The following is a 23,769-nucleotide window of genomic DNA, read 5'->3' as shown; positions in this document are numbered from 1 at the left end:
GAGGCACGGCGGCGCCTCCCCGCCCGACGCCAGGAGGGTTAAGATCGCGGATGCGCCGGCATTGCCGGATTTGCCGGTGTTGTTCTTGGCATTGCGCGCCACACGATCCGTTCATTACGTCCCTCCTCCATGCCTGACAGACGCAAGTTCCTGCGCGCGGCGGCCGGCACCGTTGCCGGTGCGGGCGCGCTTTCCCTCTTGCCGCCCGCCGTCCGCAAGGCGCTCGCCATTCCCGCCAACCATCGCACCGGCAGCCTGCGCGACGTCGAGCACATCGTGGTGCTGATGCAGGAAAACCGGGCCTTCGACCATTACTTCGGGGCAATGCGGGGCGTGCGTGGCTTTGCCGACCGCTTCCCGATACCGGTGGCCGACGGCCCGGGCCTCGCCGGCAAGACTGTCTGGTACCAGCGCGACGTGAGCGACCCGGCCGCACCCGCAACGCTCGCGCCGTTCCATCTCGATACGGAGCACGTGTTCGAACTCATGCGCGTCACCGGCACGCCGCACACCTGGTCGAATACGCAGGACGCCTGGGGCCAAGGCTGCATGCAGCAATGGCCCACCTTCAAGAAGCGTCACGCCATGGGCTACTTCAAGGAGGGCGACGTGCCCTTCCAGTACGCGCTGGCCAATGCCTTTACGGTGGCGGATGCCTACCACGCATCGTTTCTCGGCGGCACCAATACCAACCGCTGCTTCCTGTGGAGCGGCACCAACGACCCGCTGGGCAAGGGCAACGGCCCGGCCATCGGCAACGCCTACAACAAGCTCGGCGGCGGCAAGCCCGATGGCGGCTATGCCTGGACCACCTATCCCGAAAGGCTCGAAGCCGCCGGCGTCAGCTGGCAGATCTACCAGGACATGGCCGACAACTACGCGCTCAATGCCACCGTCGGGTTCAAGACCTACCGGGATGCCTATCGCGGCGTGCCGGGTGCGCAGGCCGCGCTCAGGGACAAGGCACTGGGCACGCGCAACCTGGACCTGCTGCGCCAGGACGTGCTGGAAGGCCGCCTGCCGCAAGTGTCGTGGATCTGCCCCACGCGGCAGGGCTCCGAGCATCCCTCCCCGTCCAGCCCGGCGCAGGGCGCGGCCTATGTGTCCGCCGTGCTCGACGCGCTGACGGCCGACCCGGCGGTCTGGAGCAAGACCGTGCTGCTGCTGATGTACGACGAGAACGATGGCTTCTTCGACCATATGCCGCCGCCGGCGGTGCCGTCGTACCTCGCGTGGCACGCGGACCCGGCACAGGCCACGCTGGCCGGCGCCTCCACCGCCGACACCCGCGGCGAATACCACGAGCTGATCACCGGCGTGGAAGCCGACGACCTGCCGCGCTACCTGCATCGCCCGTACGGCCTCGGCATGCGCGTGCCGATGATCGCCATCTCGCCGTGGAGCAAGGGCGGCTGGGTCAACTCCGAGGTGTTCGACCACACATCGGTGATTCGTTTCATCGAAGCCCGCTTCGGCGTGCACGAGCCCAATATCACGCCGTGGCGCCGCGCGGTCTGCGGGGATCTCACCTCGCTGTTCGATTTCGCCGCGCCGGACCAATCCGACGCCGTGGCGTCGCTGCCAGCCACCGCGCCACGCGCGGCGCGAGCGCGGGCGCTGAAGGGCACGCGCATACCGGTCATCCCCGCGCTACCCGAGTTGCCCGTGCAAGCCGGCGGCACGCGCCCCTCGCGGGCGCTCCCCTATGCGCTGCACGCGCAGGCCCTGGCAGATGCCGGCAGTGCCGCGCTGCACCTGAGCTTTACCAATAGCGGCCGGGCCGGGGCCGTGTTTCATGTCTACGACCGGCTGCACCTGGAGCGCCTGCCGCGCCGCTATACGGTCGAAGCCGGCAAGCGCCTGGCGGGCAACTGGGACACGCGCGCCGACGGCGGCCGCTATGACCTGTGGGTGCTCGGCCCCAACGGCTGGCACCGGCATTTCACCGGGACCGCGGGCGCAGTGCCCGCACCGGAGATCGGGATCGTCTACGACATCTCCGCGCAAAGCCTGCGCATCACCTTGCGCAACGATGCGGACCAGCCCTGCACGTTCATGCTGGCTGCCAACGCCTACGTTAGCGGCGCGGCCCGCAGCACTACCGTGGCAGCCCGCACCAGAAGCACCCTGGCATGGCCAGTGGACGCATCGGGCGGCTGGTACGACTTCACCGTGACCGTAGCCGCCCTGCCCGGCTACGCGCGGCGCTGTGCCGGGCGCATGGAAACCGGCGCGCCCTCGGTGAGCGACCCCGCCATGAGTGGCCGTGCCATCGGGGAGCAATGGCAGCCGGCGGGATCCTCGGCGCCTGCGTGAAGCGCTTTCCCCAGTCTTGCAAATTCGTGCCGGCCAAACTCCGTGCAGCCCCTAGATCTTCGGGATGCGCAAGGTCTTGCTGATCATCAGCGAGCCAGACAGCACGAACAGCAGCGCGAGCGGATGCAGGTCCGCCGGCCCGATGGCCCACACGCCGCCGTAGAGCGCATCGCCCACCCGGCCCTGCCATGCGCAGAAGGCCAGCACGCCGGTCAGCAGTACGCTGGTGGGAATTGGCGTGCCCTCGAAGTACGCCACCTTGTCGCTGCCCTCGGACAAGATCTCGGCGGTCACGTTGAAACGTGCCAGGCGGCTCACGCCGCAGCAGACGAAATACACCAGCGCCGCCATGTCCCAGCCACCGCGCATGCCGGCGGCAAACGCCAGCGTTGCCGGGCCGACCCCGAACGAGATGATGTCCGCGAGCGAATCCAGCTCGCGGCCCAGCGCGGAGTGCTGGTGCCGCCAGCGCGCGATGCGGCCGTCGAGCACGTCGAAGATAAAGGCCGCCGGCGCCAGCGCTGCCGCCGCCATGAAATGGGCGGACGACTGCGTGGCGACGTAGAACATGGCGAAGAACACCGATGCCATGCCGCAGGCCGCGTTGCCGAGTGTGAACAGGTCGGCGAGATGCAGCTCGCGGACCATGGAAAAATGCTTGGGACGTTCTGGTGTGGATGCCATGGGGCGAACTCCTGAATCCTCTGGCGCATGAAAACTCCCGGCTCGCCAACAAGAAACGAACCAGGCGGCGGCGTGACTAGAAACGCAATCCCGCGTCGCGCAACGCGCTGGCGGTTTCACCTGCGCCGACGTGATGCACGGCCTGCCAGCCCAGGGACCGTGCCGCCGCCACATTGGCGGCGCTGTCATCGATGAACAGCAGCTCCCGCGCCGCGATTCCCGGCATGTGCGCACCGATGCGCGCCTCCATCAACCGGTAGATGGCCGGGTCGGGCTTGGCGATGCCAACCTCGCCGGACACCAGGATATCGCGGAACAATGACAGGAAATCGCCACTGCGCAAGGCGTGCGGATAGGTCTCGCTGGACCAGTTGGTCAGGCCGAACAGCGGCACCCGCGCGACGTGCAGGCGCCGCAGCAACGCCACGCCGTCGGCCAGCGGCCCGCGCAGCATCTGCGGCCAGCGGTCATAGAAGGCGCGGATCAGGCCGGCCTGCGCCGGATGCTCGGCCACCAGCGACTCGGTGGCCTCGCGCAGCGGCCTGCCCGCGTCCTGGCGGATATTCCAGGCGGGCGAGCAGACTTCCGACAGGAAGCGGGCGCGCTCTTGCGGGTCCGGGATCAACTCGCGATAGAGGTACTCCGGGCTCCAGTCGAACAGCACGCCACCAAAATCGAACACTACGGCACGGACGGTCACGGTATCTCGTTGGCTCGGTTGAAGACAAGACAGCATTCTCGCAGAGTCTGCCGGCCGTCAATATGAGATTTCTCTCAACATGCGGGCACGGCATTCCCCCTAAGCTTGCCGTTACCGGTCCATGCGCCCCGTGGGCGCCCCGGTCACGCAAGCGCCACGCCCCGACAGCGGCTGGCGCCGTGCCACGCAATCCGCCGAGCCCATGCCATGTCCCCGCCAAACCCCTTCCTTCCGCGCCTCATGCCAGCCTGCCTGGCATGGCTATGCATCGCGATGTCCGCCCACGCCGACGTGGGCCATGCCGAATCGCCGCGAACGCTGCCTGCCGCCGTCTCGCCGCAATGCGGCGCGCCGGCCACGCTGATCGCCAGTCTCCGCGACGCCAGCGAAGGCACGCCGTCCGTCGGCCGCAGGGTGGCGGTGGAGGCCGTGGTCACGGCGGACTACTCGGGCACCGGCGGCTTCAGCGGCTACTTCGTGCAGCAGGCCGACACCCGGCGCCAGAACCGCCCCGGCGTGTCGGAAGGCCTGTTCGTGCACGCGCCGCGCGCGGCGGCGCGTACCGGCGACCTGGTCCGCGTGCTCGGCACCGTCGAGGAGCGGTCCGGCCAGATGCAACTGAGGCAGTCCGGCCAGGCAACGGTCTGTGCATCGGCCCAGGCCGTCACCCCCGCCGTGGTCACGCTGCCCGTGCCCGACACGGGCGCGCTGGCGGCCTATGAAGGCATGCTGGTGCGGTTGCCGCAGACCCTTACCGTCAGCGAAACCTTCGAACTGGGCCGGTACGGCAGCGTGGTGCTCAGCCATGGCCGTCTGCCRCTGCCCACCAACGTGGCATTGCCGGGCGCAGCCGCCGCCGCCCAGGCCGCCGCCAATGCCTTGAACCGCCTGACCCTGGACGACGGCTCCAGCCGGCAAAACCCGCCGCTCGTCATCCATCCCGCACCGGGTCTCGGCGCCTCGAATACGCTGCGCGGCGGCGATACCGTCGCCGACGTGCAGGGCGTGCTGGAGCGGCGCCATGGCAGCTGGCGCGTGCAGCCCGTTCCGGGCGCACCGCCACCGGTGTTCCGGCCCGCCAACCCGCGCACGGGTGCACCGGTACGCACCGCCCGCACCGACCTGCGCGTTGCCGCATTCAACGTGGAAAACTATTTCAACGGCGACGGCCGGGGCGCGGGTTTCGATGACCCCGACAACCGCGGCGCCCGGACCCCGGCCGAGTTTGCCCGGCAGGAAGCCAAGATCCTGAGCGCGCTGCATGGGCTGAACGCCGACGTGATCGGCCTGATGGAGATCGAGAACAACGGCTATGGCGCGCTGAGCGCCATCCGCCGGCTGACGGACAAGCTCGGGCCCGACTGGCGCTTTATCGACCCCGGCGTGGAGCAACTCGGCCGCGATGTCATCAAGGTCGCCCTGGTCTACAACGCCCGCACCGTGGAACCGGCAGGCAAGCCGGCCACGCTCGAGCTGGGCCAGCGGACCCGCCAGCCCCTGGCCGCCACCTTCCGCCTGCGCGGCCTTCCGCGCAAGCTCACGGTAGTGGTGAACCATTTCAAGTCCAAGCGCTGCAACGATGCCCGCGGCGCCAATGCGGACCAGCGCGACGGCCAGAGTTGCTGGAACCCCACGCGGGTGGCGGCAGCCGCGCGGATCGCGGACTGGCTCGGCACCGCGCCMACCGGCGTGCCGGACGATGGCCGGCTGGTGATCGGCGACCTCAACAGCTACGCGCAGGAAGACCCGATCCGCCTGCTGGCCGAGCGCGGCTATGCCGACATGATCGCCCGCTTCGCCAGTGCGGGCGGCGGCGCCTACAGCTACGTCTACGGAGGCGAGGCCGGCTATATCGACCACGCGCTTGCCGATGCCGGTGCGGCCAGCCGCATTCTCGCGGCGCGCCACTGGCATATCAATGCCGACGAGCCGATCGCGCTGGCCTATCCGCTGGCCCACAAGAGCGAGGCCCAGCAACAATCCTTCTATGCGCCCGATGCCTATCGCTCATCCGACCACGACCCGCTGGTGGTGGACGTCGCCCTGCGCGACGATGCCGCCGCGCACGGCAACAGCACCGAGCCGGGCGGCAGCGCGGAAAGCGCCAACGCGGGGAACAGCGGCGCTGGCAATGGGGCGGAAACCGGCGGCGGGGGCGGTGGCGGCGTGGTGGATCCCTGGGTGATGGTGGCCCTGGCCCTGGCCGGCACCGTGGCGATAGCCGCGTGGCATCGCTTTGCCGGCCGCTCCCCGCTACGCTGATGCCCCCGCCGGATCGCGCCTGATGCTGTTGGCCAGATAGGCCACGATCAGCGCATTGGCGATGGCCAGCCCGATATGCAGCGCGCTGGGGTGAACCACTGCCTCATACATTTCAACCGGGATATAGATCGCACCCGACCATACCCCGAGCCACTTCGCCCAGGCCCGCTGGCACCACAAGCCGTAGGCCTCCGTGAAGCGCATGGCCGAGTACGTCGCGGCGGAGCCGCCGATGGCCCAAAGCCGCGCATTGCTCGGGTCGGACATCAGCGACAGGAAGATAGTCGGGTAGCGGCTTCCCGGGTTCAGGTGCAGGCGGGCAACGATCGCCTCGGCCAGCGCCTGCGCATCACGGTGCAGCAACGCTATGAGCCCCAGTCCGGCAAGGATCACCACCGCACCCTTGGCGGCCTCGAACAGCGCGATTCCCTTCAGGCCAGTGCCTGAACCGTGCTTTGCCATCTTGCCTATCCTCGTCAACGGTAAGGTGGCGATCGTACCCCGGCGCGGCGGCCAGCGGCAAACCCGGCGCCCCCGCCCAGGCGCTCAAGGCGCCGGGGCACACTGGTAACATTCCCCGGCCGGCGCCATCCGATGCCGGGCCGAGGCCGTCACATGAATCCCGAACACCTGCCCCTCCTGCTCACCCGCACCATGCCCTACGGCAAGTACAAGGGCCGCGTTATCGCGGACCTGCCCGGCAATTACCTGAACTGGTTCGCGCGCGAGGGCTTCCCGCCCGGCGAGATCGGCAAGCTGCTGGCGCTGATGCATGAACTCGACCACAACGGACTGGCCAGCCTGCTGGACCCGCTGCGTGGCCGTTAGCGCATCCGCAGCCTGCCGGCTCAACCCGCGGCAATCCTGTGAATGGACCGCCCCTGCGCCGTGCAGGGACTCGTCGCTTTCGCCAGTGCCAACCCGGGCAAGGTGACGCCGGTGTCCTATAAAGCGCCGGTCCGGCACTGACCGAAGTGATGGGCGGGCAGGTCGATGGCATGTTCAACCAGACCAACGCGGCCCTGCCCCAGGTCAAGGGCGGCAAGGTCGTCGCCATCGCCCAGACGGCAAAGCAGCGCGTGCCACAGTTCCCCAGCCACGGGCGCCGGCATCCACATGGAAAGACGTCTTCGGCACCGCCAGGCACCGTGAGCGTAAGGCCAGGCGTTCGCGCCGGCTTTTGGTAGTACGATATCGCCCTTGCACGCATCGCCGTGTTGTCGGGAGAGAGTTTTGCCATCAGTGGATCGCCGTAGCGCCGGCTCATCGCGCGCCCGGACCAGGACTGAAGAACCATCGCAGAATGAGCGGGCCTACACCGGCCTGCGGGAGCGGCTGACCACGCTGGTCTACCGTCCCGGCGAGCATCTCAATATCTCCACCCTGGTGGACGATCTCGACATTGGCCGCACGCCGATCAACCAGGCGCTGCACCGGCTCGCCAACGAAGGGCTGGTGCAGATCCTGCCGCGCAAGGGCGTGGTGGTCGCACCGCTTTCCATCGACGACGCCCTGCACCTGATCGACGTACGGCTGGCCAACGAAACGCTGTGCGCCAGGCTGGCCGCCGAGCGCATCACCCCCGCCGGTTTGCAGAAACTCGAGGCCATCCTGCGCCAGGTCGACGATGCCGTGGCGCAGCGCGACCTGCCGCAGGTGACCCACCTGGACCGGTTGTTCCATGAACAGATCGCGGAAATTTCGGGTAACCCGATCCTGATCGAGATCCTCAAGGTGCTGCACGCGCGCTCGCAACGCTTCTGGGCCATCTCGCTGTCGTCCGAAGGGCACCTGGGCGAAGTCGGCGCCGAGCACCGCGCCATCCTGCAGGCGCTGCGCGACGGCGATGCCGCGGCGGCGGCCAGCTCGGTCACGGCACATGTGCTTTCTTTTCGCCAGTCCTTGCTGCAAGGCCGCCGCGAAACCGTCTTCGCGGCGGCGGACCAGGCTTAGCGCTCCAGCGGCTTGTTCGCCGTTTCCCGGGCGGCCAGCAAAGCCACCAGCGTCAACGCCAGGGCGGCACTGACATACAGCGAGATTGCCAGCGTCGAGCCATACGACTTGTACAGGCTGGCGATGATCAGCGGCGCGAAACCGCCCCCCACGATGCCGGCCAGCGTATAGGCCAGCGACGACCCGGCATAGCGCACCCGCGTGGGGAACTGCTCGGTCACGAAGGCCGCCTGCGGGCCGTACATCATGGCGTGGATGATCAGCCCGACCACCACTGCCGCGCAGATCTGCAGCGGCTGCGCGCTGTCCATCAGCCGGAAGAAGACGAAGGCCCACACCACCGCCAGCAAGGCGCCGGCGATATACACTGGCCTGCGCCCGAGCCGGTCCGACAGGCTGCCGAACAAAGGCACCGCAATGGCGTTGCACGCCGCCCCGATCATGGTCGCGGTCAGCGCCAGCGGCCGGGACAGGTGCAGCACGCTGGTCACGTAGGTCAGCGTGAATACCACCACCAGCGCATAGAGCACGTCGGAGCCAATGCGCACGCCGCCGGCCAGCAGCAGGCGCCGCCAGTGATCCACGAACACTTCCTTGATCGGGGTCTTGGCCGTGCTCTTGCGCGCCTCCATCTCCCTGAACATCGGCGTTTCCTCAACGCCCTTGCGCAGCCACAACCCAAAGACGACCAGCAGCACGCTCGACAGGAACGGAATGCGCCAGCCCCAGGCCTGGAAGTCCTCCGGGCTCAGCCACAGCGAAACCACGGCGATAAAGCCAGTGCCCAGCAGCGTGCCGCACGACGGCCCCACCTGGGTAAAGGAAGCATTGCGCCCGCGCTGGTGCTGCTCGCCGTGTTCCATCGACAGCAGGACCGCGCCCGCCCATTCGCCGCCGATGGCCGCCCCTTGCAGGAAGCGCAGCGCCACCAGCAGGATCGGGCTCCAGATGCCCCACGACATGTAGGTGGGCAGCAGACCCATCAGGCCCGTGGCCACGCCCATCAGGACCAGCGTGGCGACCAGCACGAAGCGCCGGCCGAGCTTGTCGCCAAGGTGCCCGAACAACACGCCGCCAAGCGGGCGCGAGACATAGCCCACCGCGTAGGTGGAGAACGCCAGGATCGTGCCGGTGAGCGGATCGAACGAAGGGAAGAAAACCGCGTTGAACACCAGCGCGGCCATCAGGTTATAGACGGTGAAGTCGTACCATTCCAGCGTGGTGCCGATGGTGCTGGCCGCGGCCAGGCGGCCCATCTTCGGCGCGGCGGTGCCGGTAGCGGCGGCACCGGATGCGCCCGGCGCGGCGGAAATCGTGTTGGCGTTGTGCATCACACCACCTCCCGCGCGAAGAGCTTCCACTTGAGTGCGTAGCGGGCAGCCTGCTGCAGCGAGGCGCCCAGCCGTTCAGCGGCTTCTTGCAATGCCAGTTCGCTCGCGGCTGCGGCGCTGCTCTCGATCACCAGGATGGGCAGCAACTGCCGGTCCGCCAGGCATTCCTTCGGCAAGGGCTGGCTCAGCTCCGCGTCCGGCATCAGCAGGTAGGACTGGACGAAACCGGCCCGCGCGGAGAGTTGCCCGCCCACCTCGCCAGCGAGATCGACCAGCGCCAGCGCGTCCTCCGGCTGCGCCAGCGGCAATACGGCGAGCCAGCTGCCGCTGCCCTGCCCGACCGTGGCGGTGACTTCGCTCACGCGGCGCATCGGCTGGCGCATGCGCGCCAGGTTGGCCACGGACCACGGCGTCTGGCGGCGGAACGCCGCCTGGTAGGCCGCGGACGTGAATGCCGCAAGCGACTCGGTGCGATACAGGCCGAGATACTTCGGGCCGCCCTGCACGGCCTCATAGCGCGCCGCGGAGATAAAGCCTTCGATACGGGCGCGCTCCTCGACATGCTCGCGGTCGTACCACTGATTGAAATCTGCCTCATCGGCCGCGTCCACATTGGACGCGACGAACAACATGCCCTGCGGGGCGATCCCCGCCAGGCGTTCCATCGCCAAACTCTCGGTCGCAAACATCTCGCTCATCAAACTCTCCGGTTGCCACGCTGATTCCAAAGCGGTGAGTTGATGATCGGCGCGATCACCGCGCGCGACAAACGGGTTTTTCTTCGTGTTTCCGATCAGTTTTTCTGTTCGACCCGGCCGCGTTCGCGCACCAGCGTAGCGCACTGCGGAGCTTCACTCCGGCGCGAACGGTGCGGGCAGCGAGCGCACGAAGCGATCCGATTCGCGGCACGCAAGCTCCGCGACCAGCCGGATCGCCTCCGACGCGGCGTGATCGAGATGGCTTACCACCAGACGCTGATGCGGCAGCGGCACGTCGCACGCAATCACGCGCAGCTCGCCGCGCTCGACTTCTTCGCGCACGGGCGCCAGCGGCATCAGCGCATTGCCAAAGCCGGCTTTCACCAGGCGCACGATGGCCGCGATGGAACTGACGCAGTGCACTTTGCCGACCGGCAACCCCGCCTTGCGGTACAGCTCCTTGAGCGCCAGGTGCGGCTGCGAACCGGGACTCATGGTGATGGTCGGGTGCTGCAGCAGCGAGGCCAGCTTTCCTTCACCCGGCTGTGCCGTCCCGGCCGGCCCGATCCACCCTATCGCCATCGGCAGGCACGGCGTGCTGGTGATGCCCTCGCCCACCGCGGGATCGGTCTGCAAGGCGATATCGATGCCGCCGGCACGCAAGGTCTTGTGCAGGCCTTCGGTGGTTTCCGAAGTGATCTGCACCTCGATACCGGGATAGGACGATTGCAGATGCCGCAGGAAATCCACCAGCCAGGTATGCACCACGCTCTCGATGGCGCCGATGCGCACCAGCCCCAGCAACTCATGGCCCGAGCGGCCCAGCACCATGATCTCCCGCTGCAGTTCCAGCAGCCGTTCGCCGTAACCCAGCAGGCGCAGGCCCACTGGCGTGAGCCGCAGGTCGCGCGCCTCGCGCTCGAACACGCGCGCGCCGATTTCCTGCTCCAGCGAGGCAATGCGATTGGACATCGCGGCCTGGGTGATATGCAGCTTCTCGGCCGCCGCGCGAAAGCTGCCGAGGCGGGCCACCCACATGAAGGCTTCGACGAAGCGCGTGTTCATGGCGCGGCACCCCGGCCCGGCCGCGCCCCACAGTGGTGCGCCCCTTCCGTCAAACCTGCTCCCGACCAGGTTGGTCCGGTTCCGGCAAATGCATGTTTATCGCCTTGTGAAATTTCACAGAATTAACAGGGAGATTGTATGCAATATCCGCGCCAGTGCTGTAGTGGCATTCCCTAGCTTGCCCTGGCGCCATCGGTGTCATGTGCAGCACAACAAACATCCCCTCTGACGTGGGGTGGTGCCCGCAGGAGCCCAGTGGGCGTAAGCCGGGGCGCGGCAAGGACCGGATAAGCGCCGCCGCGTGCGCTTTTTCCTCGCGCGCAAGCGCTACAATGCGCGTCCGCTCTGCCGGCAGGCAAGGGATGCGGCCTGCGACKGGCAGGCAAAACAGAGCCAGCGCTGAAAAAACAACAAGAGCAACAACCATAGAAAGGTCCAGTCTTGTCTTCGGAGCACTTTCCCAGGATCAAGGCGTTGTGGAACACTCGGGAGACGCTCTCGCGCGATGCGTGGGAAGAGTTCTATCAACGCGTGATGGCTGTTCTGGCTAACTACCGCCCGCGCGAGGCCGCGTCGCTCGACGACGCCTTGCCCGATCTGCGCCATCAGTTCTTCATCGAGCGCGTGATGCCCGGCGAGGGGCGCAACGGCCCCGCGCACGCGGACGACCTGCGCCTTTACTTCCGCCGCTTCCTGCTCGACCTGCAGCGCAGCGGCATGCCAGACATGCCGCCCTTCGCGAACCCGCCCTGCGAGCCGGGCGCCGGGCAGATCCATCGCGCCAGCCTCGACGCGTATGGCGTCAGCCCCGAATCCGCCGAAGCCGGCGCCAGGGCTTTCCTGGCTGGCTTGCCCGAGGCCTCGCGTTTGCTGTTGCGCGCCTGCGGTTGCGGCGGCACGGTGAGCGGCAGCCTGGCCGCACGTATTGCCGCCGGGCACTTTGGCGCCGGTTCGCTCGGGCTGGTGCATCGTCGTGGCGGCGATCGCCTTTCCACGGCGCGCCAGAACCTGGCGCCGGCGCACAGCCAGACCCTGCTGAGCCGCTGGCTTACGCAGACGCTGTGCAGCGGCACGCGAACCACCCCCCTCGATCCCGCCAACCGCGGCGACACCGAGGCCGCGCAAGCCCTGCTGGACATTCTCTGCACGATTGCATTGACAGAGCAGGCAAGGCAGGCGGACCCCGCCGCCAGCCAGCGCACGGCATGAGCACCCTCCACCCCTGCCTGAGCGTTGTCGCCGCGCGGCTCGAAGCCGGCAATGCCGCCAAGGTCGCCGACGAGGGCCCGCTGCCCGCCCTCCAGGCGGACGGCGCTACCGCCGCGGCCGGCACCGACTGGACAGCGCTGCCCATCCCGCCCGCGCTCGCCGCGGCCTTCGAGCGCTCGGCCCAGGCCCGTAGCCTGCGCGCCCTGGCGCTGGCGCCCGGCCAGTTCCGCGCGCTGCGCCACGCCCCCGCCTTCGGCGCGGTCCTGCTCGACCGCTGGAGCCCCGCTGGACAATGCTGGCAAGGCTGGCTCGCCACGCCCGACCCTGCCTATGCCGGCTCCATGGACATGGTGCTGGAGCAAGGCGACGATCCGCTCGATCCGCGCCTCGGCATGGTGTGCTGTGCCATGCGGGTGCAGGCGCGTGCCGACCAGCTTGGCGCCTGCCTCGGTGTACTCGCGGCCGAGCGCATGGCGATGGTGCGCTGGCTCGGCGAATGGGATCGCGGTGCCGCTGCCGGCAACCTGGCACGGCCAGGCGTGGTCGCCCGCGCCGAGGTACCGGGCGGCTATGCGCTGACCGGCTCGCCGCTGGCCGGGCCCGATGATCCTCGCCATGCCTACCGTGGATTGCTGGCGCGCGGCATTGCCAGCTTTGGCCTTGAGGTGGCGCTGCCGGTGCCGCAACCGGTAACCCAACCGGCGGCGCGCGGCGGGCGGCCGGACTGTGCGCAAGACACAATGGCAAGCACGGCCGGCAGCAGCGAGGGCAGGAAAGAAAGGCCCATGCCGCATCCACCAGCCGCCCCGGCTGGCCCCGCCAGCGGTGGCCGCTGGGTCAGGCCCTTTGCAGCCCTTGCCGCCGCCCTGGCCATCCTGCAATCCGGCCTGCTGCTGTGGCGCTACAACAGCGACAGCGCAACGCCGGCGGCGGCGCCCCGGGCCCCTGGCACCGGCGGCAACGACATCCGCGCGCAGTTCCGCCCGGAAGCCACCGAGGCCGAGATCCGTTCCTGGCTGCTGCGGCAAGGCCTGCAGATCGTCGGCGGACCCGACGCGGCGGGCAGCTTCACGCTGCACGCGGACGATGCGCGGCAAGCACTGCCAGCACCCGGTCCCGGCAATCCGCTCGCCCGGCCCAATCCCTGAGCACGGCGCGCTGCGTACAATCCGGATTTCGCTGGCGGCAATGGCATCGCTCTTGCACCAGCGCCATCCTCGTCCTACGCCATGCCTCCTCCGCGCAAAGACGCAGCCTCCGGACCGCGCGCTGCCGCCAACCCGCCAAAGAGCACCAATCCGCTCGACTACCAGCATGGCGCGCGCCCGGCCGCGGTCATGCCCAAGGAATTCCCCGACGGCGTCGTGGTTGCGGCCCATCGGCACGAGCGCGCGCAACTGATCTATGCGGTTGCCGGGGTGGTCGAGGTCACGGCCGGCCAGTCATTGTGGCTGGTCCCGCCGCAGCGCGCGCTATGGATGCCGGCAGGCGTGCAGCACGGCATGCGCGCCCGCGGCATGGTATCGCTGCGCACGCTCTATATCCGCCCCGAAGCGTGCCCGGCGGCCACGCCGGCGCTGCCGCAACTGGTCAATGTCTCGCCCCTGCTGCGCGAACTGATGCTGCGCGCCGCCGCGCTACCGCTCGGTCCCGCCGGCACCGCACGCGAAGACCGCCTGCTCGGCGTGCTGCTGGATGAACTCGCATGGTCGCCGGAGCAGCCGCTGTGCCTGCCCGCCAGCCAGGACCGCCGCCTTGCGCGCATCTGCGGCGCGCTGCGCGAGAATCCCGCCGATGCGCGCACGCTGGCAGAGTGGGCGCGGGAGGTGGGCGCATCGAGCCGTACGCTGGCGCGGCTGTTCGTGGCCGGGACAGGCATCTCCTTCGTGCACTGGCGCCAGCAGGCGCGCCTCTTGTACGCCCTGCCACGCCTCGCGGCGGGTGAGCCGGTCGCCACCATCGCCGCCGACCTGGGCTACGACACGGCCGGCGCCTTCGCCACCATGTTCCGGCGCTATACGGGCACCACGCCCAGCCAATACGCCAGGATGTCCGATCCGGCGCAGTGATTGACCTGGGCCGCGCAGAGGCCGGGCCGCTCCAGGCGTATCGTGACAGGCATGCGCTCCCGCGAGCGGGATGCGGGGAACGGGGAACCGCCACGGCAACAGGAACAGGATCAGGAACAGGACATGGCACGTACGGATATCGAATTCGTCTCCGAGGGCGTCACCCTGCGCGGGTGGCTCTACGAAGCCCGGCATGAAGCCAATGAAACGCCGGCGGACGCCTGCCCCGCCATCGTCATGGCGCACGGCTTTTCCGCTGTCAAGGAGCAGTACCTGGACCGTTACGCCGAAGTCTTCGCCGCCGCCGGCTTTGCGGTGCTGGTCTACGACCACCGCAACTTCGGCGCCAGCGAAGGCGCGCCCCGGCAGGAGGTGGACCCGGCGCTGCAAAAACGCGGCTATCGCGATGCCATCAGCTACCTGTGCGGCCTGCCCGGCATTGCGCATGACCGCATTGGCATCTGGGGCAGCAGCTACAGCGGCGGCCACGTGCTCGAGGTGGCGGCGCTGGACCGGCGCGTCGGATGCGTGGTATCGCAGGTGCCGCAGATCAGCGGCTACCTGTCGGCGTTGCGCCGCACGCGCGCCGACCTGGTGCCGGCAGCCCTGGCGTCCTTCGAAGCCGACCGGCTGGCGCGCTTTCGCGGCGAAGCCCCGGCCATGCTGGCGGCCGTCAGCGCGGATCCCGCCACGCCGTGCGCCATGGCCGGGGCCGACAGCTATCAGTTCTTCACCGGTACCGCCGCCTTCGCGCCCAACTGGCGCAACGAGGTCACGCTGCGCAGCGCGGAGATGGCACGGGAAAACGAACCGGGCATCCACATAGCCCGCATCAGCCCGACACCACTGCTGATGATCGTCGCCGACAGGGATGTGCTGACCGCCACCGACCTGTGCCTGGCCGCCTATGAACAAGCCCTGCAGCCCAAGCAATTGCTGATGATTCCCGGCGGCCACTTCACGCCATACCTGGAGCACTTCGAGACGACCAGCCAGGCCGCGCGCGAATGGTTCGCCAGGCATCTGAAGGCCTGACCACGACAAAGGCCGCGGCAGCGCCCCGCCGCAGCCTTTGCACAGGGGCCCCTCAGTAGCCGGCGGCGCCTGCGGGCAGGTCCAGCCGCGCTACCAGGTCCGTCAGCGCCGCCGCGCAAGACACATCCACCTTCAGCGCGAGCAGCGCATCCGCACGGGTCTGGCCGAGGTTGATCGCGGCGACAGGCTTGCCCAGCTTGCCGGCGGCGAGGCAGAAGCGGTAGCCCGAGAACACCGTCAGCGACGAACCGATCACCAGCAGTGCATCGGCCTGCGCCAGCGCCAGCATGCTGGCATCCACGCGTTCCCTCGGCACGGATTCCCCGAAGAACACCACGTCGGGTTTCAGCACGCCGCCGCAATGTCCGCAGGCGGGAATGCGTACCGCCTCGAAGCTGGCCAGTTCAAGATGGGCGTCGCCATCGGAGGCGGGCAAGGCGCGCAACGCCGCCAGGTCGGGGTTCTCGGCTTCCAGCTGCGATTGCAGCGAGGCCCGTGTCCGGCGCGTGCCGCAAGCCAGGCAGATCACGCTGCCAACATGGCCGTGCAGTTCGATCACGCCGGTACTGCCGGCGCGCTGGTGCAGGCCGTCCACGTTCTGCGTCACCAGCTGGCGCAGGAAGCCGGCGGTTTGCAATTGCGCCAGCGCGAAGTGCGCGGCGTTCGGCTGCGCATTGGCAAGCACCGGCCAGCCCAGCATGCTGCGCGCCCAATAGCGCTGGCGCACCGCGTGCGAGCGGAAGAAGTCCTGCGCCTGCACGGGCGGCGTGCGCTGCCAGTTGCCCTGCGCGTCGCGGTAGCCGGGGATGCCGGAATCGGTGCTGATGCCGGCCCCGGTCAGTACGAGCAGGCGGGGATGGCCCCGCACGAACGCATGGAGATCGGCCAGGACAGGCTGGTCGGTAACGGGCACGGGCACGGGGGGGCTCCTTGTGCGTTGCGTGTGGCGTATTCGCCAGGCGAACCGGCGCCGGCGGCTCAGAAAACGGGGCCACCCGCGCTGGTGTCCGCCGTCTGGCCGGCGAGCGCCAGCCACGCCTTGAGTTCGGCGCGATAGCGCTCCATCGCCTCGGCGTGCAGGTCGAAAATGCAGGGCTCGCAGCCATTGCCGCAGCAATCGTTGATATCCGGCGTCGGCGGGGCAACAGGCCTGGGCGGCAATGCCGCCGCTGCCGGCTCCGGCGCGTTCACTGGTTCTGGGTTGCGTCCTGCCTTGGACGCCGGGTTTTCTTCCGACACCATCTGCTCCGATTGATTTGCCCGATCAGTATACGGTACGCCCCGGACCGGCAATCCCGGCGGCAAAGGCGGCGCACTGGTCAGCCGCCCGTCCCGGCCGCGGGCTTGCGGGCTTCCAGCACCGCGCGCAGCCGGGTGACCGCCTCGGTGGATTCGGCCTCGATGCGCTTGCGCAGCAGCAGGCGGTTGGTCAGCGCGAAAAGAAGGTTCGGCGCCGCGTAGCTGAAGTCGCGCCGGAAGCGCGTGCCCTGCGGCGTCGGGGCGAGCGTGTAGCGCACCGTTCCCGCCTCGCGCCCGTCGATGGTGCCCTGGATCATCCAGACGGAGGGGCGGCTGCGCTCGACCACGGTCCACACCACCTTGCCACGCCGCCCGGCCACCAGGAAGGTCTCGGTAACCTGCTCGCCAGGCACCAGCGGATGATCCGCCGCGCCGGCCACCGCCAGGGATGACGGATGCCAGTCGGGCCAGCTGGCGGGCGTGGAGACGTAATCGAAGACCACCGCGTCGGGTTGCGCGATCGTCACCTCGTTGACGATATGCGTAACGTCGCGCCAGGCGCGGGGCACAGGCAGCAGCAGGATGGCGGCCGCGCCCACCAGGATGAGCAGCGCAGCAAAAAGGGTTCGGTGCGGTCTCATGGCGAGCAACGTGAAAGGATGGCGCGCAGGACAACTGCGGCAATGCCAGCGGCCCTTCCGGCGCGTGTGGCCGCGATGCTTCCAGTTTAGTCAGCTTTGCCGGCCGCGTCGGGCCGGCATCGGATGAAGCGCGGCAACCGCGCGAGGGCGGTTGCCGCGGCTTGCAGACGCGCTTAGTGGCTCGCGGCCAGCGGGCCGGGGCCTGCCTGTGCCATCTCGGGCGTGGCCTCGGGCAAGGGCCCCCAACCGCCACCCAGCCTGCGCACCAGCGCCACCGTCGCGGAAGCGCGCAGCCCGGCCACCTGGTTGGCCTCGCGCTGCGACTGCAGCACCGTGCGGTCGGCGTCGATCACCGTCAGGTAATCCACCGCGCCGGCCTCATACCGGCTGCGCGAGATCCTGGCCGCGCGCCGGGCGCCGCCCAGCGCGCCGTCCAGCGCACCGGCCTGCTGGCTCAGCCAGCGCACATCGGCCAGGCTGTCTTCCACCTCGCGCAGCGCCGTCAGCACGCTCTGGCGATAGCCCGCCACCGCTTCCTCGTGCTGCGCGCGCGCCGCCGCCAGGTTGGCCTTGTTGCGGCCGCCGTCCAGGATCGGCTGCGCAATCGTGCTGCCTATCAGCGGCCCCAGCATCCAGGCACGCGACGACCACTTGAACAGGTTCGACAAGTCGTTCGATTCGAATCCGAACAAGCCGGTCAGCGTGATGCGCGGGAAGAACGCCGACTTGGCCACACCGATGCGCGCGTTGGCCGCCGCCATCAGGCGCTCGGCCTGCGCGATATCGGGACGGCGCTCCAGCAGGTCCGAAGGCAGTCCTGCCGGCACCGTGATCAGCGCGGCGTCGAGCGGCCGCGCAGCCAGCGTAAAGGCGCCCGGCGGCGCGCCGGTCAGCACCGCCAGCGCGTGCTCCTGGTTGGCGCGGCGGCGCTCGATGCCGGCCAGGTCCGCCCGTGCCGTGCCCAGCTCGGCTTCGGCGCGGGCGGGATCGAGATCGGTGGTCTCGCCTTCGTCGAAACGACGCTTGAGCAGCTTGAGCGCATCCTCGCGCAGCGTGATGGTGGCGTTGAGCAGGTCGCGCTCGCTGTCCAGCGTGCGCAGCGCAAAGTAGGCCTGCGCCACGTCGGCTTGCAGCGCGAGCTGCACCGAGCGGTACAGGTCTTCAGCGGCTTCGCCCTCCGCCCGCGCCGCCTTGACGTTGTCGGCCACGCGGCCGAACAGGTCGACCTCGTAGCCGGCGATGGCGCGCGCCCGCAATACCGTCTGCGGCGATACGCGCGTGCCGTCGGGCAGCCCTTGCGAGGCTGCCGAAAGCTGCGTGCGGGTCGGGTCCAGGCCCACGCTGAGCTGCGGGTACTGGTCTGCCTCGGCCACGCCGGTGAAGGCGCGCGCCTGCTTGACGCGGGCCGCGGCAATGGCGAGATCCTGGTTGGACTCGGTCGCCGCGGCAATCAGGCGGTCGAGATCGGCATCGCCGAAGATCTTCCACCATTCGCCGCGCTGCGCGCCTTCGGACGGGGTTGCCACCTTCCACTGGGCGCCTTCCGCCTGCGCGGCCTCGGCTTCCTTGTAGGCGGGCGTGGCGGCGGTGGCGCTCTCCGGCACCTTGTAGGTCGGTGCCAGCGAGCAGCCCGCCAGGACCAGGGCCACGGCCAGCGTGGCCAGGCGCGGCAGCGCCGCGGGCAGTAGCGATGTCATCCTGGATGTCATGGTTGCGTTCATTTCGATCATCCTTATTCAGCGGAGGCGATAGCCTTGTGGCTCGCCGACGGTGCGTCCGACACCTTGCGGCGCTCGCCGCGTGTCGCCAGCATGCGCAGCGCCACGTAGAACACCGGCGTCAGGAACAGCCCGAAGAACGTCACCCCCAGCATCCCCGCGAACACCGCCACGCCCATCGCGTGACGCATCTCCGCGCCGGCGCCGGTGGACACCACCAGCGGCACCACACCCATGATGAACGCGAACGACGTCATCAGGATCGGGCGCAGACGCAGGCGGCTGGCTTCGATCGCCGCAGCCACGATGGAGCGGCCTTCATGCTCCAGCTCCCGCGCAAACTCCACGATCAGGATCGCGTTCTTCGCCGACAGCCCCACCAGGACGATGAAACCGATCTGCGTGAAGATGTTGTTGTCGCCACGGGTCAGCCACACGCCCGTCATGGCGGCCAGCAGGCTGAGCGGCACGATCAGGATCACGGCCAGCGGCAGCGTCAGGCTTTCGTACTGCGCGGCCAGCACCAGGAACACCAGCAGCACGCACAGCGGGAAGATCCACACGCCCGCATTGCCGGCGAGGATGTCCTGGTAGGTCAGGTCGGTCCACTCGAACTTGATGCCCTTGGGCAGCGTCTCGGCGGCGATGCGCTCGGCCGCGGCTTGCGCCTGGCCCGAGGAGAAGCCCGGCGCCGGGCCGCCGTTCATGTCGGCGGCGGTGAAGCCGTTGTAGCGCACCACGCTATCGGGGCCGAACCCCTGCTTGACGGTGAGCAGCGACGACAGCGGCACCATCTCGCCGGCGGTGTTGCGCGTCTTCAGTTGCAGGATGTCCTCCGCGTGCGCGCGGAACTGCGCATCCGCCTGCACCTTGACCTGGTAGGTCCGGCCGAACTTGTTGAAGTCGTTGACATAGGCCGAGCCGAGGTAAGTCTGCAGTGTATCGAACACGTCCGTCACCGGCACGCCCAGCTGCTTGGCCTTGACGCGGTCCAGCTTCACGTCGAGCTGCGGCACGTTGACCTGGTAGTTGGTGAAGATACCTGCCAGCTCCGGCGTGGCGCGCGCCTTGTTGGTGAAGGCGTTGGTGGCGTCGAACAGCGCGTCGTAGCCCAGCGCGGCACGGTCCTCGATCATCAGCTTGAAGCCACCGATGGTGCCCAGGCCCTGGACCGGCGGCGGCGGGAACACGGCGATGAAAGCGTCCTGGATCGAAGCGTACTTGCCGTTGAGCTGCTGCGCGATGGCATTGCCCGACAGCTCCTTGGTCTTGCGTTCTTCAAACGGCTTGAGCGAGACGAACACGATGCCGGCGCTCGGGCTATTGGTGAAGCCGTTGATCGACAGGCCCGGGAAGGCAATCGCCGATTCCACGCCGGGCTGCTTGAGCGCGATGTCGGACATCTGGCGAATCACGTCCTCGGTGCGATCCAGCGTGGCGCCGTCAGGCAGCTTGGCGAAGCTCACCAGGTACTGCTTGTCCTGCGCCGGCACGAAGCCCTTGGGCACCAGCTGGAACACGCCCCAGGTCAGCGCCAGCATCACCGCGTACACGCCGAACACCGCGGTCTTGCGCGAGATCACGCCCTTCACGCCCTTGCCGTAACGGTCGGCACTGGCGCCGAAGAAGCGGTTGAAGCGGGCAAAGAAGCCGCCCAGCACCCGATCCATGGCGCGCGACAGCCAGTCCTTCGGCGCATCGTGGCCGCGCAGCAGCAGCGCGGACAATGCCGGCGACAGCGTCAGCGAGTTGAAGGCCGAGATGATGGTCGAGATGGCGATGGTCAGCGCGAACTGCTTGTAGAACTGGCCGGTCAGGCCCGTCATGAAGGCCAGCGGCACGAACACGGCGATCAGCGTCAGCGCGATGGCGATGATCGGGCCGCTGACTTCGCGCATGGCCTTGTACGTCGCCTCCTTCGGAGACAGCCCCTCGGCAATATTCCGCTCGACGTTCTCCACCACCACGATCGCATCATCCACCACGATACCGATCGCCAGCACCAGCCCGAAGAGTGACAACGCGTTGATGGAGAAGCCAAACGCGTGCATCAGCCCGAACGTACCCACGATGGACACCGGCACCGCCAGCAGCGGAATCACCGAAGCGCGCCACGTCTGCAGGAACAGGATCACCACCAGCACCACCAGCGCGATGGCTTCGAACAGCGTGTGGGTGACGGCCTYGATACTATGGCGCACGAACTGGGTCGGGTCATAGACGATGCTGTAGTCCACGCCATCGGGGAAGTTCTGCTTGAGTTCCTCCATGGTCTTGCGGACCTCATCCGAGATCTGGATGGCGTTGGAACCCGGTGCCTGGAAGATGGGAATGGCCACCGCGGACTTGTTGTCCAGCAGCGAGCGCAGCGCGTATTCCGATGCGCCCAGCTCGATACGGGCGACGTCCTTCAGGTACGTCACGCCGCCATCGGGCGAAGTCGCCACGATGATGTCGCCGAAGGCCTCGACCGTTTCCAGCCGGCCCTGCGCGTTCACGGAAAGCTGCAGGTCGGCGCCCGGCAGCGACGGCGAGGCGCCGATCACGCCGGCGGCCACCTGCACGTTTTGCTCGCGGATGGCCTTGACCACGTCGGCGGCGGCCAGCTTGCGCTCGGCCATCTTCTCCGGGTTCAGCCACACGCGCATGGAGTAGTCGCCCGAGCCGAACAACTGCACCTGGCCCACGCCCTGGATCCGCGCCAGGCGGTCCTTGACGTTGATCACCGCGTAGTTGCGCAGGTAGGTCATGTCGTAGCGGTCGTTCGGCGAGACCAGGTGGACCACCATGGTCAGGTCGGGCGAGCTCTTGACGGTGGTGATGCCGAGGCGGCGCACGTCCTCCGGCAAGCGCGGTTCGGCCTGCGCCACCCGGTTCTGCACGAGTTGCTGTGCCTTGTCCGGATCGGTGCCGAGCTTGAAGGTCACGGTCAGCGTCAGCAGGCCATCGCTATTGGATTGCGACGACATGTAGAGCATGTCTTCGACGCCGTTGATCTGCTCCTCCAGCGGAGACGCCACGGTAGCGGCGATCACCTTGGGGTTGGCGCCGGGATACTGCGCGCGCACCACCACGGACGGCGGCACCACCTCGGGATACTCCGAGATMGGCAGCTTGAACATCGAGATGGCGCCGATCAGGAAGATCAGCACCGATAGCACGCCGGCAAAGATAGGCCGGTCGATAAAGAATTTCGAGAGATTCATCTCAGTCTCGGCAGTCTTGGCGAAAAGGCTCCCCCTGGCGGCCTGGCATGCAGGCGCCATGTGGAGCGGGGAAGCTAAATATGGTTTGGCCTCGGGGAGAGGTGGTTTCAATGCCGGCGCACTGTGGATGCGCCCGCCCTCTCCCCCGGTTGCTCTCCCGCCATGCGGGAGAGCGAGCAAACCCTTGGCAGATTCAGCTCATGCGGCTCTTGCAGGATCGGCTCAGGTCACTGGTTTTCCATCGGCTGCCTTGTCCGTGGTTTTCTCCGTGGCCGCCTGCTTGCGGTCTGCCGATTCGGCACGTTGCTCCAGCTCGCGTTTGAACGCCATCTCGACCGGCTTGGGTGCGACCGTGACGCCGGGACGCACGCGCTGCAGCCCGTTGACCACGATCTTCTCGTCGGCCTTCAAACCCTGGCGGATTACGCGCAGCCCTTCGTACGACGGCCCGAGCGTGACTTCGCGGTAGGCCAGCTTGTTCGCGCTATCCAGTACCAGCACGAACTTCTTGCCCTGGTCGGTGCCGATGGCGCGGTCGTTGATCAGCACCACCGGGTGCGGCGAGCCGCCACCGAGCTTGATGCGCGCATACAGGCCCGGCAGCAGGCGGCCGTCCGGGTTGTCGAACACGGCCCGCACGCGGATGGTGCCGCTCTTGGTGTCGAGCCGGTTGTCCACCGACTGGATGCGGCCCTCGCGCGGATAATCCTCCTCGTTGGCCAGGCCCAGGAACACCGGCAACCTGGACTGCCCGCCTTGCGCGCCGGGCGCGCCACCGGCTGTATCCGCCTTATCTGACTTATCCGCTGTATTCGCCGTATTCGCCGTATAGCGCAGGTAGGTCTGCTCATCGAGTTCAAAGCTGGCGTACACCGGCGACACCGACACCACCGTGGTCAGCACCGGCGTGCCGGCACCGGCCGCCACCAGGTTGCCTACGGTGATCTCGGCACGCGATACGCGCCCGCTGACCGGGGCGGTGATCCGCGTATAGGCCAGGTTCAGCCGCGCCACCTCCAGCGAGGCCTGCGCGGCGCGCACATTGGCTACCGCTTCGCGGGCGCCGTTGTCGCGCTCGTCGAACTCGCGGCGCGATACCGCGTTGTCCTGCACCAGCCGCTGCGCGCGGGCCTGCTCAGTCTGCGCGTGGCTGGCACGCACTTGCGCGGCGGCCAGCGCGGCCTCGGCGCGCGCCACTTCGGCGGCGTAAGGGCGCGGGTCGATGGTGAAGAGCGGATCGCCCTTCTTCACCAGCGCGCCTTCGCGGAAGTGCACGGCGTCGATGGTGCCGCCGACCCTGGCGCGAATCTCCACACGGTCCACGGCTTCGAGACGGCCGGAGAACTCATCCCATTCGGTGATGGTCTTGCCCAGCGCGCTTGCCACGTCCACCGTGGCGGGCGCCGCCGGCGCGGGCACGGCCTGCGCCTCGCCGGCGTGCCAGGGCTTGAAGATCGAGGTGGCCAGGCCGGCGCCGAGCACAGCGACGATGGCCAGGGCAATCATGGTGCGTCGATATTGCTGATTCATTTTCTTGACTCCGTATTCCGTCTGCGGTTTTCTTCAACTGGAAAGCAAAAAATGGGACGAACGCCCCCGCCGGCGCGCGCAAAGGATCGCGCCCGGTACGCCTGCTATGCGCA

General features: G+C 68.4%; 20 protein-coding genes. 8 read left to right on the top strand and 12 right to left on the bottom strand.

Annotated features, from left to right (window positions below):
* The first annotated feature begins 129 nt into the window (after window positions 1-129).
* Entirely contained in the window at window positions 130-2,316 is a 2,187-nt protein-coding gene (locus AC1DT6_RS07575) for a phosphocholine-specific phospholipase C (RefSeq protein WP_441628826.1), read from the top strand.
* A 51-nt stretch (window positions 2,317-2,367) separates the two neighbouring features.
* Here AC1DT6_RS07575 and AC1DT6_RS07570 read toward each other — a convergent pair whose 3' ends face one another.
* Window positions 2,368-3,000: a CDP-alcohol phosphatidyltransferase family protein gene (locus tag AC1DT6_RS07570; protein WP_441628824.1), complete on the bottom strand. Its 633-nt coding sequence runs from the start codon at window positions 2,998-3,000 to the stop codon at window positions 2,368-2,370.
* Window positions 3,001-3,076: 76 nt separating this feature from the next.
* Window positions 3,077-3,700, bottom strand: a complete 624-nt coding sequence (locus AC1DT6_RS07565; protein WP_441628822.1) for an HAD family hydrolase — start codon at window positions 3,698-3,700, stop codon at window positions 3,077-3,079.
* 207 nt (window positions 3,701-3,907) lie between these two features.
* Between AC1DT6_RS07565 and AC1DT6_RS07560 the strand changes: the two genes are divergently transcribed.
* Window positions 3,908-5,962, top strand: a complete 2,055-nt coding sequence (locus AC1DT6_RS07560; protein WP_441628820.1) for an ExeM/NucH family extracellular endonuclease — start codon at window positions 3,908-3,910, stop codon at window positions 5,960-5,962.
* Here AC1DT6_RS07560 and AC1DT6_RS07555 read toward each other — a convergent pair.
* The gene (locus AC1DT6_RS07555; RefSeq protein ID WP_441628818.1) at window positions 5,954-6,424 is read right to left on the bottom strand and encodes a DUF2127 domain-containing protein; all 471 of its coding nucleotides are present in this window, start codon (window positions 6,422-6,424) and stop codon (window positions 5,954-5,956) included. The two genes, AC1DT6_RS07560 and AC1DT6_RS07555, sit on opposite strands and share 9 nt — an antisense overlap.
* 153 nt (window positions 6,425-6,577) lie before the next feature.
* Here AC1DT6_RS07555 and AC1DT6_RS07550 point away from each other — a divergent pair, with 153 nt between their 5' ends.
* Both AC1DT6_RS07550 and AC1DT6_RS07545 read left to right on the top strand, forming a co-directional pair.
* On the top strand, window positions 6,578-6,790 hold the full coding sequence (locus AC1DT6_RS07550) for a DUF3820 family protein (RefSeq protein ID WP_441628816.1): 213 nt from the start codon (window positions 6,578-6,580) through the stop codon (window positions 6,788-6,790).
* 414 nt (window positions 6,791-7,204) lie between these two features.
* Window positions 7,205-7,915 carry a GntR family transcriptional regulator gene (locus tag AC1DT6_RS07545; protein WP_441628848.1) on the top strand — a complete coding sequence of 237 codons (711 nt, stop codon included), beginning with the start codon at window positions 7,205-7,207 and terminating at the stop codon, window positions 7,913-7,915.
* Here the strand turns inward: AC1DT6_RS07545 and AC1DT6_RS07540 are convergent.
* The 3 genes from AC1DT6_RS07540 to AC1DT6_RS07530 form a co-directional block, all read right to left on the bottom strand.
* Window positions 7,912-9,171, bottom strand: coding sequence for an MFS transporter (locus AC1DT6_RS07540; RefSeq protein WP_441628846.1), 1,260 nt, complete (start codon window positions 9,169-9,171; stop codon window positions 7,912-7,914). The genes AC1DT6_RS07545 and AC1DT6_RS07540 overlap by 4 nt on opposite strands.
* A gap of 74 nt (window positions 9,172-9,245) precedes the next feature.
* Window positions 9,246-9,944, bottom strand: coding sequence for a hypothetical protein (locus AC1DT6_RS07535; protein WP_441628814.1), 699 nt, complete (start codon window positions 9,942-9,944; stop codon window positions 9,246-9,248).
* A 153-nt stretch (window positions 9,945-10,097) separates the two neighbouring features.
* Window positions 10,098-11,009, bottom strand: a complete 912-nt coding sequence (locus AC1DT6_RS07530) for a LysR family transcriptional regulator (RefSeq protein WP_035859863.1) — start codon at window positions 11,007-11,009, stop codon at window positions 10,098-10,100.
* Between the two features lie 474 nt (window positions 11,010-11,483).
* Between AC1DT6_RS07530 and AC1DT6_RS07525 the strand changes: the two genes are divergently transcribed.
* The 4 genes from AC1DT6_RS07525 (at window position 11,484) to AC1DT6_RS07510 (ending at window position 15,322) form a co-directional block, all read left to right on the top strand.
* Window positions 11,484-12,218, top strand: a complete 735-nt coding sequence (locus tag AC1DT6_RS07525; protein WP_441628812.1) for a hypothetical protein — start codon at window positions 11,484-11,486, stop codon at window positions 12,216-12,218.
* Window positions 12,215-13,366 (top strand): hypothetical protein, encoded by a 1,152-nt coding sequence (locus AC1DT6_RS07520; protein WP_441628810.1) that lies wholly within the window; start codon window positions 12,215-12,217, stop codon window positions 13,364-13,366. Before AC1DT6_RS07525 ends, AC1DT6_RS07520 begins: the two co-directional genes overlap by 4 nt.
* An 81-nt stretch (window positions 13,367-13,447) precedes the next feature.
* Window positions 13,448-14,287, top strand: coding sequence for an AraC family transcriptional regulator (locus AC1DT6_RS07515; RefSeq protein WP_441628808.1), 840 nt, complete (start codon window positions 13,448-13,450; stop codon window positions 14,285-14,287).
* A 123-nt stretch (window positions 14,288-14,410) separates the two neighbouring features.
* Complete coding sequence (locus tag AC1DT6_RS07510) at window positions 14,411-15,322, top strand: alpha/beta hydrolase (RefSeq protein ID WP_441628806.1); 912 nt, start codon at window positions 14,411-14,413, stop codon at window positions 15,320-15,322.
* 52 nt (window positions 15,323-15,374) lie between these two features.
* Here AC1DT6_RS07510 and AC1DT6_RS07505 read toward each other — a convergent pair whose 3' ends face one another.
* The 6 genes from AC1DT6_RS07505 to AC1DT6_RS07480 form a co-directional block, all read right to left on the bottom strand.
* Complete coding sequence (locus AC1DT6_RS07505) at window positions 15,375-16,241, bottom strand: NAD-dependent protein deacetylase (RefSeq protein WP_441628804.1); 867 nt, start codon at window positions 16,239-16,241, stop codon at window positions 15,375-15,377.
* Window positions 16,242-16,300: 59 nt separating this feature from the next.
* Window positions 16,301-16,564 carry an oxidoreductase-like domain-containing protein gene (locus AC1DT6_RS07500; protein ID WP_441628802.1) on the bottom strand — a complete coding sequence of 88 codons (264 nt, stop codon included), beginning with the start codon at window positions 16,562-16,564 and terminating at the stop codon, window positions 16,301-16,303.
* 77 nt (window positions 16,565-16,641) lie between these two features.
* A complete protein-coding gene (locus tag AC1DT6_RS07495) occupies window positions 16,642-17,202 on the bottom strand; it encodes an SRPBCC family protein (protein ID WP_441628800.1) in 561 nt (186 codons plus the stop codon).
* A gap of 173 nt (window positions 17,203-17,375) precedes the next feature.
* Window positions 17,376-18,923 (bottom strand): efflux transporter outer membrane subunit, encoded by a 1,548-nt coding sequence (locus AC1DT6_RS07490; RefSeq protein ID WP_477111217.1) that lies wholly within the window; start codon window positions 18,921-18,923, stop codon window positions 17,376-17,378.
* An 11-nt stretch (window positions 18,924-18,934) separates the two neighbouring features.
* Entirely contained in the window at window positions 18,935-22,126 is a 3,192-nt protein-coding gene (locus tag AC1DT6_RS07485) for an efflux RND transporter permease subunit (protein ID WP_477114580.1), read from the bottom strand.
* A 222-nt stretch (window positions 22,127-22,348) separates the two neighbouring features.
* Entirely contained in the window at window positions 22,349-23,656 is a 1,308-nt protein-coding gene (locus tag AC1DT6_RS07480; protein ID WP_441628794.1) for an efflux RND transporter periplasmic adaptor subunit, read from the bottom strand.
* Window positions 23,657-23,769 lie beyond the last annotated feature (113 nt).

It is taken from the genome of Cupriavidus sp. 01L45 (genome assembly GCF_056399885.1).
The sequence above is the reverse complement of the archived record's forward strand: the minus strand, read 5'-3'. Positions and strand labels throughout refer to the sequence as shown.